Here is a 14,859-nt window from a genome sequence, read left to right on the forward strand (position 1 = left end):
GTCGTCAAAAACGTTGTAACATGCTCACCAATTTAGTGAGCATAAAACCAATATATTTGTGGAAGAAAAGGAAAAAAGAAACAGAAACCATCTTCAGGCTATCACAAAGGATATGGCCATAAGATTAAAGATATGGATAGATTTATCAAATTTCTGAATGGAAATCAGGATATTAGAATTGAAAAGATATTATTACTAAAAATTAAACATCAAACCAACTTCAATATTATGAGTGGATATATCATCTGCAATAGGTATTGGGATACTAAAGTAACGATAGCCGAAAAAGGTTTTAACTTCTGGGATTATTGAGTAGTCAACACCAAGCTTTATTTGATAAGCAAACCAAGGAACATTCAGTGGCATTGAATTTTCTGGTGACCCATTAATCTTTTTTAATCTAAAAACTGTTGGCCCTATACCAAGACCAATATACGGAGCAAATTGTGTATCTTGAATGCTGGAGTTATAATAGAAGTTTAATAAAAATGCAAACACGCTTGCTGATTTCTCAAATACCGGAGGAGAATTACTATCTTTAATATTGGCTGTAGAATACATAGCTTCAAAATCAACTCGGCCATTTTCCCCAGCATAGTAACCTAAAGATACGCTCCTAAGCCACTGGAAATCAATTTTGCCGTTAAATTTCTCTATACTCTGAATTTCATCCACTAATCCCGCTTTGATAAACAATGATACTACTTTTTCTTGCAAAGAAAGATTAGGATTAGCTGTATTGATTAAATTAATAAACCTTTCTCCTATTGCCTTTATACCCTTTACAAATGTTTCTGAATTATCATTGTATATCTTACCACCGTTAGCACTAACATAGAAATCAAGTTTTTTTGATTTTGCCTTTGTAGGTTCAGCTTGATCTGTAATACGTGGCAACATATTTTTCTGACCAGCTGCTTGGAAAATAGAAGGTGAACTACTTTTAAGTTCTTGATATTTTATTGGTATTTCTCTTTCAGCAACCTCTTCAGAACGTATTACACTTTCATTATTATCTGTTTCTAATTTTAACGGTTGTACTTGCTCAATGTGTGTATTGTTACTGATATAAGTAATAAAAAAATAGACACACGGAATGAAGATGAAAAATAAAGCAATAGATATTCTAATTATCATAAATGAATTATCACTTATAGTATAACTACTATATCATATATTCCTTTAATGTACAAAAATTAAGAAATAATATTTCCAATTAAACAATTATTTTCTATTCCTTTAACATGAGCTTTCACAATACTTTTAGCTTGAACTCTTGATGTAAGTTTTATTAATGCAAAATTTTCTGTTCTACCAATATTATTCTGCTCAACCAAAACGCTTTGCTCAGTGCCGAGCAAAGATTGATAAAAACTGCTCATCATTTCTTTATTTATTTCTCTTAGATGCTTTACTCGTTCTTTACGTACATTCTCTGGTATTTGTGGCATCCGTGCAGCAGGTGTGTTTTTCCGCTCTGAATATGGAAAAGCATGTAGATAAACTACATTTATTTTTTTCAGTAAATCAACTGTATCCTGAAACATTTCATCAGTTTCTGTTGGAAATCCAGCAATAATATCAGCGCCAAATGCTATATTAGGTCTTAAGCTCTTCATTTTATGATAAAATTCTATCACTTGTTCTCTATTGTGACGACGTTTCATTCTCTTTAGTATTAAATTATTACCAGACTGTAGACTCAAGTGTAAGTGAGGCATAAGTCTTGACTCATTAGCTATTAAATCCATTAGTTCATCATCAACTTCAGCAACATCAATAGAGGAAAGTCTTAGTCTCTTTAACTGTGGTATATCCTTTAAAACTCTTCTAATCATTGAACTGAGTGATTGCTTACCAAACAAATCTGTACCAAAATCAGTAATATCAACACCTGTAAACACCACTTCTTGATACCCATTTTCTATAAAAATCTTAATTTGCTCTATAATATTGTTTACTGGCACAGATCGATTATTTCCTCTTGCCTCAGTAATTGAGCAAAATGTACAACTATGATTACAACCATTTTGAATTTCAATAAATGCCCTTGATTTATCTTCAAATCCATTAATGAGAATAGGTTCTACTTGGTTATCACTGACTAAGATTTCATCATTATTTAGTAGATAATTTTCAGCTCTTAGCTTGTCTTGATTACCTAGCACTTTACTTACACCAGGAATATCACTATATGATTTAGGATCTAATTGAACGGCACAGCCAACTACGATAATTTCTTTACTTGGGTCGTTTTTATAGATCTTACGTATTTTTTGCTTCACTTGGCGTTCTGCTTCGTTTGTCACTGCACAGCTATGCACTACAACAACATTTTCTCTCTTTGCTTTTTTTAATGCTTCTTTGATTAACTCACTCTCGTAGAAATTTAGACGACAACCAAATGTTATTACTTCATTCATGCTTTTGCTTTAATAGATCTAAATTATATCAAATATCCAAGCAAAATGACTATTTTTTTGGTAGATATTATAATTTAAGCATAACCTCTAGAGTTGAAAATCACAGGAAGAATTTGTAGATATACAGTAAGATCATTTAGCATTAAAAAAAGCTTAAGGCCAATGATGTTAACCTCAAGCGAATATAAACCAAAAAACATTTTGCTAAACCTTGAAGCTCTACCATGCAAATTCATCTATATCATTTGGTACATAAGTGTCAGAATAAGCTTCATCCAAACTTTCTGCTTTCCATGGAAGCCATGAAGAAGGTTTTATCTTCTCTAAAACTTTACCTGGTATTGATGTTATCTCTTGCTTTACGTCTTCTTTTAATTTTTCTATTTGTAACCGAGCAAAATCTTCCACGCGAACCATGAGTTTATCTGTTAGCTCTTTTATCATGTCTTGATTTTGTTCTGCAACTTTCTTTGTAATAGGTACGACAATTTTACTTATAATCTCCGTTCCTAATGGAACAACGATTTGCTTTGCAACCTGATCACTAACAGGTTTAATAAGGTAATCTGCTATACTCTTTGCTGTATCTCCAGTCAGATTTGTTACTTTTTTTAAACTATCACCAATAATACCATAGTTTTTTTGGTACATCATATCTTCATCAGCAACTTCATATCTTCCTAAATCATCATACATTCCCATTTGTTGGTGAGACAATCCATTTGCATCAGATACATATCCGTATTTATTAAGTGAATTGGAATTAGACCGCATAACATTCTCCTAATTATTTATATATGCCTATTTTAGTATGAAACAACTAACAAAACATTAACTTTTAAGAACTCTTCTCAATTAATACATCAATAAAGGTAAGACCATATAATTTTCTCCTTTCTTGATACTATTCTCCTCCGAACTTAGTTCACACAGTTATTCAGACACTTCTGAATTTACCACCCCAAATTCCACTGCTTTTTTATATTTTGACTAGGTCTTCTCCTACAATTAGATAATCAGTACTCTTATCTGAAATGTACCATATAACTACACCAAGCTACAAATATGACACAAGAGTTTAGATTATTTTAGTTATTCTCTTGTATAAGATACTCTTTATATCAAAAAGAGGACCATATGAGTGAAGCAACTTTTTCTGAAAAAAATCAGCTTTCTAGAGAAGACATAGCAGAGTTAACAGAACTTATGTGTCTTGAACGAAGTGAAGTAAGTGAAAGTGGAACAGGGCTATTAGAACTTATAGCTGAACAGGAGCAAATACTTGAGGATTTAGGAATAGAATCAAAAGAGCTTTTATGTTCTCAGCATACAGGAATGTATGAGAACCTTAGTCAGCCCTATTCTACGGATCTCGAGGTTTTATAGCAGATATATAGATTATCATTATTACTGATACCTACTCAAGAGTTGCTATGGCAAACAGAGAAAACTGCAATTACTGCCGCTAATCTTTTTAATATATCTTTCTTTGATGGTGCTATTATCGCGCATTTTGACTGATATGGGCTATGATAAACCAGAAAATCACAGCTATATTTAGGAATTGAGACAAGGCCTCATTTAGGTAAATATTGCTATGCAGACTTTTCTTGATAGCAAGCATATTGCTTTTTAGAAAAATATTAGTAGCATCAAACATAGAGATTGACATTAGTTTTTCTGTCAGATTAAGTTGCGTCTAGTACATATTATCAAGGTGAAATTTCACGTTTTTTATTAAGAGGATCCACATCTGGATCTTCTATATAGTTTTGAGGTTGTTCTTGAAACACAAGACGTTCTCCCTCAAAGTTATACTCCTCACCTTCATATAAAGAATCTTCTTCTTCAAAATTGTGTTCTATTTCTACTTCAAACTTGAATCCTAACTTCTCGCAGAATTTGTAGAAATATTCTTTAATGGTATCAAATAAACTTCTGCCATCAATTTTGTAATCTCTCAATTTTCTAGGCACAGTAAGTGACAATTTGCCATCTTTATATATCACATCATCTTTCCCATCTTGAGATTCAAGTGTAAATTCTAGTGAGCTGGATAGATCGCATACCTTGTCACCTAATTGAACATCACTCTCTTGGGAGAGTATTGGTAATGTCATATCAGATCTAACACTCACATTATTTTGGTCAACATAATAGATATTTATAACTTTTTTAGGTGAGAGTATTTTCAATGAATGTTGGCTAAGTGCAAATTGAGATTCTATAAATACACCAGCTTCATACCCTGCCTGATTACAATTGGTAACCAATTCCTCTAAGATAGAGTCACTTGGAACCTGAGCGTTGGCATATTCAAATATTTCCTTAAAAACTTCTTTTGCAAATGCACGATAACTCTTGTTTTTATCTCCTTCTTTCGGTAATAGATGCGTGTGTTCTTTGCCTAAATCGTAAAATCTTTTAATCTCTTCTTTATATTGATCAGTTTTTTTATCACTAGGGATTTCCGGATCTTCACAATATTCTTCCCAAATCTTATCAAATCCTTCCTTATTTCTGTTTACCAGCGCTTTAATTAAGATTTTGTCTATATTTCTGTCTTTAATAACAAAGTCCATTCTGTCAAAATCTTTATATATAGCTTCACCAGAATTTGCTGCTTTATTATCTCTTGGAGCTCTTAACTTACTGAAATCAAACTTTTCTGCCTGAGCTTTTAGTGTAACGACTGGATTTTCATTTTTTTCCTGTGTAGAGTTGTTCATTGTTAATACTTTGATATGAATTGCTGATAGTATAATAATACATAAAAATAGTTAATATGTCAATAATATACTTAACATAGACAGTCATAATAGGGTGACAGGATTTTAGTAAGGCTCTATTATGAATAAACGGTTTTACACAGTATGAATGTTGATGAGCAGTCAAGTGTGCTGACTTTTCTAAATAGTAAAATTGAGAATATACCAAAGTTTCATTCCGCAATATTGCCTAAACTTTGCGGTGGAGACAGAGTAATGGACTTGCTGTTTTATAGGCCGCTCAGTTATGTGGATAGAAGTAAATCACTACCTGATGCTCAAGTAGGAGAATTTACAACTTTTATGGCAAAAGTGTATGAGCACCAGCGCCCCACTGTTAGAGGTAGGCCATATAAAATAATCGTTGAAAGTGAAAGTCAGTATTTATTTATAGTTTTTTTTAATTACTCAGTTAAATATTTGTATAAATTATTTCCAGTTGGAACAGATATAGTAATCAGTGGTAAACTTGAAAAGTTTGCCGAACATTGGCAAATTACTCACCCAGATTATATGTTATCTGATATCAATCAATTTAAAGAAATAGCCTGCATAGAGCCAGTTTACCAATTATGTCGCGGTATTACTAACAAGAGCATTAGAAACATAATAAGTTCTAATCTAAAAGATTTGCCTGATTTGCCAGAGTGGATAGATGAAACATTAATCAAGCAAAAGAAATGGCTGAATTGGAAAGAAAGCATCATAAGATTGCACAGACCGAGCTCACTCGCAGAAGCAGAAGTTTGCAGAGAAAGACTTGCTTATGATGAGCTATTTGCGTACCAGTTGGCACTAAAGCTTGCAAGGGAAAATCATGTAAAAAAAGAGGGAAAAGAATTTATAATATTGAGTAAATACAAAGAGCAGGTCTTAAATGAATTACCGTTCCAATTAACAAATGATCAAATTCGAGCGATAGATGAAATCTCAGAAAGACAAAAATCCAGATACCGCATGGTAAGTCTGCTGCAAGGTGACGTTGGGAGTGGCAAAACTGTAGTTGCACTCTTTGCGATGCTGAATGTGGTAGAAAATAACATGCAAGCAGCTCTAATGGCACCAACTACTATCTTGGCTGAGCAACATTATAATTGGATCGAAGAAGCTCTATCTTGTACTGATATAAAAGTTGCTTTGCTTACCGGTAAAACTGCGCGCAAGGAAAGAAAGATTATTATGAACGAACTTGCAAGTGGTATTTTAAATATAGTAATTGGTACTCATGCATTATTTCAAGCTAACGTTACATTTAAAAATTTAGGACTCGCAGTCATAGACGAACAACAGCGATTTGGAGTGATACAGAGGAATCGGTTGGTAGGAAAAGGAGAAAATACCGATATACTTTTTGTTACTGCAACTCCCATTCCAAGAACCTTGCAGCAAGCTATGTATGGTGATGTTGAATGTTCTATTTTAAGGGAAAAACCAAAATCTAGATTGCCAATAAAAACCGTTATTATGAACGTTAAAAAAGTATCAGATATTATTCAAAGACTGAAAAATGCTATAAATAGAGGCGAAAAAGCATATTGGATTTGTCCATACATAGAAGAAAACGAAGAACTCAATATTGCCGCAGCAGAAATGCGCTTTCAGGAACTACAAAAGACATTTTTTGATAGAGTCGGAATAATACACGGAAAACTAACTCAAGAGCAGAAAGATCAAGTGATGTTTTCCTTCAAGAGAAATGAATTTTCTCTGCTTGTTGCAACCACTGTGATAGAAGTTGGCATAGATGTACCAGATGCAACTATTATGATTATAGAGAATGCAGAGCAGTTCGGGTTATCGCAATTACATCAGTTAAGAGGTAGAGTAGGACGAGGAAATAAACCGTCTTTTTGTGTACTGTTATATGACAATCTCAGTAAAAGTTCGTATTCAAAGTTAAAGATTATGTGTGAGTCACAAGATGGATTTTATATTGCTGAAAAGGATATGATGCTGAGGGGTAGCGGAGATATTCTAGGCACAAAACAATCAGGGTGCATGGAGTTTAAATTTGCTGATTTATATGAGGACAGAGAATTGCTCAACCTTGCATATAATAGTGCAAAAGGTACAATAGCTAATTTTGAATTACTGCTTGATATATTTGAATATAGAAGTAGACTACATTTTTCAAAATTTCAGTAATCTTCCAAGCCATAACCTTCATGAGTAGAAATTCCTTGACAGACGGGAGTATTTAACAAACCATATGCGTCAAGTTAAGGAAAAATAAGAGTGAAGAAGAAGTTTTTACCATAAGAATAAATTGTGCAGAGTTAATAGCAGGCCCTGTAAACAAAATGTTAGCAGGTCAAATTAATCAAGGGCAGGAAGTATAAAAATGGAAAAAAAGCGGTAACTTAGCCTAATGACAATAAATATATATATAGAAGGTACCGTTTTAAAGAGCACAAAAGGAATACACAGTAAAAGCGAGAAGAAGTTGAGAATATGTATGGAAGGAGTGTGGAGAAGTGGCTGCCAATGATCAAAAATTTACCACAATTACAGAAGTATACACAAGAGGTTTAAAAGGTGATGCAAAAAGGGAATTTTGGCAAAATGACTTAAGTATGCACAACAAGATTTGCATAATTGATGATCAGATGTCATTCATGCTCAGCCTATATATAGAAAAAATTCTCAAGCTCAAGAGGGCTTAGGGTGGAACTAAAATTCATGGACTTGTTGACGCACGTAATTAATTTCTTTTTTTTAAGTTAATTAATGTTAACAAGCCACGTCTGCCTGTAATCATGTTAATACCAAAATATAATGTAAGAGAAGAAATGGGCAGTGCTATGCAACAGTTTTTGTTTCTTTCTAACCATGCTTCCATATGAAAAACATATGACATAAAAAGGAAAACAAAAAGCTAAGAACCTTGACGCGCTTTACATCTTGGCTTTACCTTATTTATAATATAAACCTTACCACCCCTTTTCACAACTTTACAATTTTTATCTCTGTTACGATGAGATTTTAGCGATCCTTTAACTTTCATATCTACAGTAAGAATAGAATTACCTTACATTATTATCACTTACAGCGAGTTAGTCAATTGATTAAATTTTATTAAAATATTGTATAATTGTTGCTGATACTTCTTCGATCGACCTTTGCGTAACATCAATAATTGGCCAGTTATTTTGCTTAAAGAACTCCTCTGCTTCTTTAATTTCCTTTTCTACTTTTCTAGGGTCAGCATATATATTATTACCTTCATTATTAATTGAAGTCAGTCTATTTTTGCGTATTTCTATTAGCCTTCTTACGTCTATTGTTACTCCTATAGTCAGTTTATTTCTTAATTTTGCTAAGTCGACGTAAAAGGGTATCTCGCTAACAAAAGGAACATTTGCAACTTTATAGCCTCGGTAAGCTAAATACATACTAGTGGGAGATTTTGATGTGCGTGAAACTCCAACCAAAATTATATCGGCTTTATCAATATCTTGAATATTTTGTCCATCATCGTGATTGATGGTATAGTTTATTGCCTCAATACGCTGAAAATACTCGTTATTTATTTCAGTATACAGGTCAAGTTTTTCATCCTTTTCAATTTCAAGATAGGATGAGATTTCTCTAATAATATGTGATAATATTGCTCGATATGGAATTTTTAACTTGATACAATTATCTTTTAGATATTTTCTGAGCCCATCATCAGTAATAGTGCATATAACAAAGTTATGCTCATCACTTTTTCTCTCAATTTCCTCCAGAATTTTATCGATCTGCTCTTCTCCTTTTACAAAAGACCAAACATATTCGATAGTTTCTACAGAACGAAAATGTTTCAGGGCTGATTTTGCAACTGATATAACAGTTTCACCACTTGAATCTGACACTAAGTGTAGGTTAAGCTTTTTAAGGGTCATCAACGTTATACTAAAAATAATAGCAAGCAATCTGCTACTGAAATTGTGCTAATTTATTATACTACGTAAATATAGAAAAACTATCTTGTTGATAAAACTCAAACTAATTGATAAATTCTTAACACAATTATTCTCAAAACAAATGTTTTTATTAAAGCCTACAAATTTCACTTCTTTTACTAAAAAAGCTCTACCTTGGCTTGGGGTTATTTGTTTCGCATGTTTTTTAATTGGAATGTTCTTAGCATTATTCTTCTCCCCAGGAGATTATAAACAAGGAGAAATCGTACGAATTATGTATCTTCATGTGCCTTCTGCATGGCTTGCTCTTGGAATATACGGACTCATTGCATCACTCAGTTTCATTTCATTGGTGTGGAACAATAGCGTTGCTAGTGTTTTGGCACATGCTGCTGCTCCTGCAGGGACAGTCTTTTCGGCAATATGCTTAATCACAGGTAGCGTCTGGGGAAAAGGAACATGGGGTACTTGGTGGGTATGGGATGCAAGGCTTACTTCAATGCTGATTTTGTTTTTTCTGTATGTTGGTTATCTTTCATTGTGGAGCGCTTTTGATAATCAAGCAAGAGCAGAGAAATCATCAGCAGTATTTGCCATTTTTAGTGCTATAAATATTCCCATAGTAAAATTTTCTGTGAATTTATGGTCTACTCTTCATCAGCCAGCAAGTATTTTTAGAAAAGGTGGAGTAGCAATAGAAGGTTCTTTACTACTGCCACTCATTGCAATGTTTATATTTTGTACCACACTTTTTTTAGTAGTGTGGATACTTAATGCCCTTCATTTAATTAATTTGCAGAAGATAAAGAGAGAAATCAGCATGCGATATTAGGTATATAGTTCCAGAGTGTAATGTTGTGAACAGCTACGGAAATTAAAATGTAGAGCAATCATCAGCAGAGACTAAGTGGTATAAAAAATAGCTGAAGAATGTAAAAAAGGAAGTGGTATAGATAAACCTGTTACCGATAGAGAAGGTGAAATTGATACGGGCGAACCTGTTACTGATGAAGGAGAGAATGAAAATGGAGAAATTACATCTCGAAAAGTAACCTCAGATTGTTCCAAGTATGAAAATTGTGGGCCATATTCTCATTTTTATAAAGTTGATAATAAGATAGGTTGTCAAGGTTTTAGTGCATCTGATTTACTAAAGGAATTATATCCTGAGATGTACAGTAATCCTAAGATTGCAAAATATATAGAAGAGGGAGCAAATGGTAATTATGGTGCAGTAAATTTTAAATTTGCCTTTACAGAGGATCTTAATTCAATATCCTGGCTTGGTAATATAGAATGTGAAAAATGTGTGGATGATCAAATAGAGTTAGCGTGTCAAGAAGAAGAGATTAAGAGTTTCTGTTACCCGAACGTTTACCGTAGTAATCCAGAATTCAACAAGAGCTTTTTTTCCAGAGGAGCATGTCCTAATCTCTTTAGAGAGTCCAGTGAAACAAGTGTTGTAAAAGCAAAACAAGTTGCACCATTGATACTTGTTAATACCTTAGGACAAATGATAGATAAAGAGGGTAATAACACTAAAGTATACTATGATGCATTGAAGCGTTATCTAAATGATGATAGTAAAATCAAGGATTGTGGAGATAATCAAAAGTGTAAGGATTATATTCCAATTATGGAGAAAGTTGCATGGAATAGTGATAAGGAAGTACTATTAAAAACTGCTGTTAATAATACGCAAGAAGCAAATCCTTACTATTATGGAAATGAGGATAATTCTACTTCCGTTGAATTTGGTTCTATATAAGGCTGAATTTGTCTAATTTTTTCTACACTAGACACAATTTAGTCGTATCTGAACAAATACATAATCTATATAAAGAGGACGTAGGTACCATCTGTCCTTTTAAGGCATTTATGTCAATGATATGCGTAATCCATGATTTTAAACATGATGATCCTCCTAAGTAATACAAAAAAACTCAGAAAAATGTATATAGCTATGATAGAAGTTATCTATACATAAGTACAATATACTTTAACTAGAGATTATAAATTAATGAAGTTGAAAAGTCTGCAGACGAAGATAGATTTCGAGCTCTAGAATATCTTCACTATCAAAATAACAAAGCTGTCAAAATTTGTCAAGTAATTTTTATCGCAACTGTACAAACATTGCACAGGACAAATTTAAAATGCTGTAAAATGGTGTCTGTTCAGACGCATGTGAAACCAGTGCTTCTTTTCATCCCACTTCCATGCGGCTAAACCCTTTTCATAATCTCCTATCTATCATTTCTTAAACCACTCCCCTGAACGGATACAATTAAATACATTTTTAACATTTTTATAGAAAACTATTAGTATAGATTTGTATGCTGCCCTCATGGCTATTTTAAAATGTTTAATACTCCTTTTCATTATTTCTTGTACACATCTACCTAACAAGCAAAATTCTGTTAATATAGACAATTATAAGCACGATTATTCGTTGCAACAATATAATACTCCTTTGAAGAATAACGAACCAGCAATACCAGAAATGATACCTTTACCGGTAGAGTTTCCCGATCTTACAACCAGTAATCAGTTTCTTTCGATTAATGTTGATGAAAAAGTACCAGTAAAGGATTTACTGATTGAGATAGGAAAACTTTCTGACGTTAACTTAGACATAGATCCCAAAATATCAGGTAATATTATTTTAAAGCTAAAAGATAAGAACATAAACGAAGTAATTCAGAATATAGCCAACAGCGCCAAATTGCGTTACTCAATGAATAATGGTGTAATTAGAATTGAACAAGATTTGCCATATGCACAAAATTATTACGTAGACTTCATCAATATTCAACACTCTGCTCAAAGCAATTTTGTCGTTAGTGGCAATGTTACAAGCAGCGATGCTGACAGGAATGTTAGAAAGTCTCAATATAGCAGTGACTTATGGAGTTCATTAGAAAAAGGCTTAAATGCAATAATGGATGTTAATGGAGTGGATGATGGTGAATTTCTTTCATCCAACAGAGAAGCTGGTGTCATTATTCTAAATGCTAGAAAAGATATTCACAAAGCTGTTGAAGAATATATTAATAAAGTTAAGAAATTGGCGTCTTCTCAAGTAATGATCGAGGCCAAAATAGTTGAAGTTGTATTAGACGATAAATACCTTTCTGGTATCAACTTAAATGATTTGCATAATGAAACAAAATCTATAACAAATCAAGATAGTTCCATTACTAGCCTGGTAATGAACTCTGATTTAGAAAATTTAGTAAAAACTTTAGACAAGTTTGGCACTTCAACCGTAATTTCAAGCCCTAGAGTACATGCTATAAATAATCAGCAAGCAATGATTTCATTTACTAAAAACCATATCTATTTTACTTCCGATATACAGAAAGATACCGGAAACTCCAATCATGCCTTAATTACCAAGATGAATAGCACTCCAATAGGTGTGGTGTTAATAATCCACCCAAGCATTAACATTGATACTAATGAAATATTCATGGATATACATCCAACCTTATCAAGAATTAACGATTACACTAAAGACCCAAATATAGAATATGTCGCACAGCAGAATAAAATGAAATTAAATAGTGACATTCCAATTATTGAAACCAGAGAAATGCACTCTACGTTAAAAATTAAGAGCGGCGAAGTTATGGTAATTGGTGGGCTTATAGAGCATAGAAAAGATAACCAAAACTTATTGCATCAAAAGTCAAAAAAACTGGCTAAGACAGTAGAAACCGTCATCTTCCTGAAAGCAACAATCGTACCAACACTTGGTTTATTAGATATAAAAGATAGGAATTTATATATATATTAAACGTATCCGTTCAGGCAATGGCATCAACTTAAGGAAAGATGTTGGGGTTGCTATTATGATAAGAAGAGAGTATCAGAATGATAATTAAGACAGCTTAATCACAAATCTGTTGCAGTAAATTTAAGTTACTTTAGTCATATATTAAAGTTTTTAAACAGGTCTTAGTTTACTTACTTTACTGTTTTCTTTATTATCAAATATTGCTTTAAATAATATGGAGGAGCACATTGTCAGCAATTGCCGTTATTGATTTTGGTTCACAGTTTACACAGCTTATTGCAAGACAAATCAGGGAAATGGGCGTTTACTGTGAAATATTTCCAAGCAATATCGATTTCGAAACAGTATCAAAATTCAATGGATTTATTTTTTCTGGAGGACCGCAATCTGTAAATGACAATTGCTCTGAAGTAAGTGAAGTAGCACATAAAATTATAAAACTTAACGAAACAATAAACACTCCTATACTTGGAATATGTTATGGACAGCAACTCATTTGTCATTATTTCGGGGCAAAGGTAAGAAAAGAATTCAATCAGGAATTTGGCAAAACTAAAATCAAGATACTAAAAGAATCCCCAATTATAAAGGATACTTGGGACGTTAATTCCGAAGTCGATGTGCTAATGAACCATGCAGACAGTGTCGAAACTATACCGCAAGGATTTACTGCTATTGCCTCAGGTATAATAAATCAAACAATCGCAATAATTGCCAACGAACAGCGGAAGATTTACTGCACTCAGTTCCATCCTGAAGTTAAGCCTACGACAAATGGTAGTAAACTTCTCTCTAATTTCTTAGATATTGCAAATTGTGAGAGAGATTGGACAATGAAGTCATTCATTGAAAAACAGAAGGAAAAAATTCAAAACTTAGTAGGGGAGAAAAAAGTAATTGCTGCAGTAAGTGGGGGGGTTGATTCAAGTGTTGCAGCAGTTCTTACACACAAAGCTATAGGAAAACAATTAAACTGTATTTTTATCGATACTGGGTTATTGCGTAAGAGCCAGACCACTGCTATGTTAAAAGAAATTCCAATAAATTACGTTGATAAATCAAACTTGTTTTTAAGTAGGTTAAAGGGAATAACTGATCCGGAAGAAAAGCGAAAAATTATCGGCAATACTTTTATCGAAGTATTTGAAGAAGAGGCAAAAAAAATAGGTGATGTGGATTTTTTAATGCAAGGCACCATTTACTCTGATGTAGTTGAATCAGGGCACGCTTCAGGAAACACTAGTACAATTAAATCTCATCACAATGTTGGTGGGTTGCCAGAAAAAATGAATCTGAAATTAGTAGAACCTTTACGCTATCTCTTTAAAGATGAAGTAAGGCTGCTTGGCAAAGAAATTGGGCTTTCAGATGAGATAATATTTCAACATCCATTTCCTGGGCCTGGACTTGCAGTGAGGATCATAGGTGAGGTTGATGAAGAAAAGGTACGAATATTGCAAGAAGTAGATGAAATATATATCAACACAATGAAAAATTATGATCTGTATGATAAAATATGGCAGGCTTTTGCTGTACTGTTACCAGTAAAAACTGTGGGAGTTATGGGAGATAATCGTACATACGGATATGTTTGCGCTTTAAGGGCTGTGACTTCATCTGATGGCATGACAGCTGATGCATTTCCATTTGAAAATAAAGATCAACATTCGTTAGTATTTTGGAGGTTTTTGCAAGACGTCAGTAGTATAATTGTTAACAAAGTTTCCGGAGTAAATCGAGTTGTGTATGATTTAACTTCCAAGCCACCAGCAACTATTGAGTGGGAGTAGCAATAATTTCATTCCAGTTTCAGCTACTCGAATCACACCAAAGAGGCTGCTTGCATAACTCAAATTTTAAGGAAAACTATTTAATGTCATTCCAGCGCGTAACGCTGGAATGGCTTTGTTGCACCACTCAAGGAAAGAACAGGCAGTTACTGATGGAATTTGTTATAAAATAGA

General features: G+C 33.2%; 13 protein-coding genes. 7 read left to right on the forward strand and 6 right to left on the reverse strand.

The window, feature by feature from the left end:
• Window positions 1–195: 195 nt before the first annotated feature.
• The 3 genes from ACQ4M0_RS02455 to ACQ4M0_RS02465 all read right to left on the reverse strand — a co-directional run bounded on the left by ACQ4M0_RS02455 (window position 196) and on the right by ACQ4M0_RS02465 (window position 3,197).
• A complete protein-coding gene (locus ACQ4M0_RS02455; protein ID WP_213863769.1) occupies window positions 196–1,137 on the reverse strand; it encodes a P44/Msp2 family outer membrane protein in 942 nt (313 codons plus the stop codon).
• A 59-nt stretch (window positions 1,138–1,196) separates the two neighbouring features.
• The gene (gene mtaB, locus ACQ4M0_RS02460; protein ID WP_010402133.1) at window positions 1,197–2,423 is read right to left on the reverse strand and encodes a tRNA (N(6)-L-threonylcarbamoyladenosine(37)-C(2))-methylthiotransferase MtaB; all 1,227 of its coding nucleotides are present in this window, start codon (window positions 2,421–2,423) and stop codon (window positions 1,197–1,199) included.
• A gap of 219 nt (window positions 2,424–2,642) precedes the next feature.
• Window positions 2,643–3,197: a hypothetical protein gene (locus tag ACQ4M0_RS02465; protein ID WP_007301922.1), complete on the reverse strand. Its 555-nt coding sequence runs from the start codon at window positions 3,195–3,197 to the stop codon at window positions 2,643–2,645.
• Between the two features lie 363 nt (window positions 3,198–3,560).
• On the opposite strand from ACQ4M0_RS02465, the gene ACQ4M0_RS02470 reads away from it, so the two are divergent.
• Window positions 3,561–3,809 carry a hypothetical protein gene (locus ACQ4M0_RS02470; protein ID WP_007301923.1) on the forward strand — a complete coding sequence of 83 codons (249 nt, stop codon included), beginning with the start codon at window positions 3,561–3,563 and terminating at the stop codon, window positions 3,807–3,809.
• Window positions 3,810–4,135: 326 nt separating this feature from the next.
• Here the strand turns inward: ACQ4M0_RS02470 and ACQ4M0_RS02475 are convergent, their stop codons facing one another.
• Complete coding sequence (locus tag ACQ4M0_RS02475) at window positions 4,136–5,152, reverse strand: hypothetical protein (RefSeq protein WP_438456619.1); 1,017 nt, start codon at window positions 5,150–5,152, stop codon at window positions 4,136–4,138.
• A gap of 144 nt (window positions 5,153–5,296) precedes the next feature.
• Here ACQ4M0_RS02475 and recG point away from each other — a divergent pair, with 144 nt between their 5' ends.
• Together recG and ACQ4M0_RS02485 are read left to right on the forward strand one after the other, a co-directional pair.
• Window positions 5,297–7,336, forward strand: coding sequence for an ATP-dependent DNA helicase RecG (gene recG / locus ACQ4M0_RS02480; RefSeq protein WP_052265032.1), 2,040 nt, complete (start codon window positions 5,297–5,299; stop codon window positions 7,334–7,336).
• Window positions 7,337–7,665: 329 nt separating this feature from the next.
• Complete coding sequence (locus ACQ4M0_RS02485) at window positions 7,666–7,854, forward strand: hypothetical protein (protein WP_007301926.1); 189 nt, start codon at window positions 7,666–7,668, stop codon at window positions 7,852–7,854.
• A gap of 212 nt (window positions 7,855–8,066) precedes the next feature.
• Here the strand turns inward: ACQ4M0_RS02485 and ykgO are convergent, their stop codons facing one another.
• Both ykgO and ACQ4M0_RS02495 read right to left on the reverse strand, forming a co-directional pair.
• The gene (ykgO, locus tag ACQ4M0_RS02490) at window positions 8,067–8,195 is read right to left on the reverse strand and encodes a type B 50S ribosomal protein L36 (RefSeq protein WP_006015378.1); all 129 of its coding nucleotides are present in this window, start codon (window positions 8,193–8,195) and stop codon (window positions 8,067–8,069) included.
• Window positions 8,196–8,256: 61 nt separating this feature from the next.
• Window positions 8,257–9,075, reverse strand: a complete 819-nt coding sequence (locus ACQ4M0_RS02495) for a pyruvate, water dikinase regulatory protein (RefSeq protein ID WP_019236612.1) — start codon at window positions 9,073–9,075, stop codon at window positions 8,257–8,259.
• A gap of 142 nt (window positions 9,076–9,217) precedes the next feature.
• Between ACQ4M0_RS02495 and ccmC the strand changes: the two genes are divergently transcribed.
• The 4 genes from ccmC (at window position 9,218) to guaA (ending at window position 14,685) form a co-directional block, all read left to right on the forward strand.
• Window positions 9,218–9,928 (forward strand): heme ABC transporter permease CcmC, encoded by a 711-nt coding sequence (ccmC, locus tag ACQ4M0_RS02500; RefSeq protein WP_007301928.1) that lies wholly within the window; start codon window positions 9,218–9,220, stop codon window positions 9,926–9,928.
• A gap of 339 nt (window positions 9,929–10,267) precedes the next feature.
• Entirely contained in the window at window positions 10,268–10,864 is a 597-nt protein-coding gene (locus ACQ4M0_RS02505; protein WP_241653902.1) for a hypothetical protein, read from the forward strand.
• A 564-nt stretch (window positions 10,865–11,428) separates the two neighbouring features.
• Window positions 11,429–12,895: a type II secretion system protein GspD gene (locus tag ACQ4M0_RS02510; RefSeq protein WP_213863770.1), complete on the forward strand. Its 1,467-nt coding sequence runs from the start codon at window positions 11,429–11,431 to the stop codon at window positions 12,893–12,895.
• A gap of 227 nt (window positions 12,896–13,122) precedes the next feature.
• Complete coding sequence (gene guaA, locus ACQ4M0_RS02515) at window positions 13,123–14,685, forward strand: glutamine-hydrolyzing GMP synthase (RefSeq protein ID WP_052265035.1); 1,563 nt, start codon at window positions 13,123–13,125, stop codon at window positions 14,683–14,685.
• Window positions 14,686–14,859 lie beyond the last annotated feature (174 nt).

Source organism: Wolbachia endosymbiont of Kerria lacca (assembly GCF_051602725.1).
GTDB lineage: Bacteria > Pseudomonadota > Alphaproteobacteria > Rickettsiales > Anaplasmataceae > Wolbachia.

What these genes read in the sequence shown, in the direction of transcription:
- ccmC (WP_007301928.1), top strand. Translation starts at nt 9,218, where the DNA reads ATGTTTTTATTAAAGCCTACAAATTTCACTTCTTTTACTAAAAAAGCT.
- ACQ4M0_RS02505 (WP_241653902.1), top strand. Translation starts at nt 10,268, where the DNA reads ATGTACAGTAATCCTAAGATTGCAAAATATATAGAAGAGGGAGCAAAT.
- ACQ4M0_RS02455 (WP_213863769.1), bottom strand. Translation starts at nt 1,137, where the DNA reads ATGATAATTAGAATATCTATTGCTTTATTTTTCATCTTCATTCCGTGT.
- ykgO (WP_006015378.1), bottom strand. Translation starts at nt 8,195, where the DNA reads ATGAAAGTTAAAGGATCGCTAAAATCTCATCGTAACAGAGATAAAAAT.
- ACQ4M0_RS02495 (WP_019236612.1), bottom strand. Translation starts at nt 9,075, where the DNA reads ATGACCCTTAAAAAGCTTAACCTACACTTAGTGTCAGATTCAAGTGGT.
- ACQ4M0_RS02465 (WP_007301922.1), bottom strand. Translation starts at nt 3,197, where the DNA reads ATGCGGTCTAATTCCAATTCACTTAATAAATACGGATATGTATCTGAT.
- recG (WP_052265032.1), top strand. Translation starts at nt 5,297, where the DNA reads ATGAATGTTGATGAGCAGTCAAGTGTGCTGACTTTTCTAAATAGTAAA.
- mtaB (WP_010402133.1), bottom strand. Translation starts at nt 2,423, where the DNA reads ATGAATGAAGTAATAACATTTGGTTGTCGTCTAAATTTCTACGAGAGT.
- ACQ4M0_RS02475 (WP_438456619.1), bottom strand. Translation starts at nt 5,152, where the DNA reads ATGAACAACTCTACACAGGAAAAAAATGAAAATCCAGTCGTTACACTA.
- ACQ4M0_RS02470 (WP_007301923.1), top strand. Translation starts at nt 3,561, where the DNA reads ATGAGTGAAGCAACTTTTTCTGAAAAAAATCAGCTTTCTAGAGAAGAC.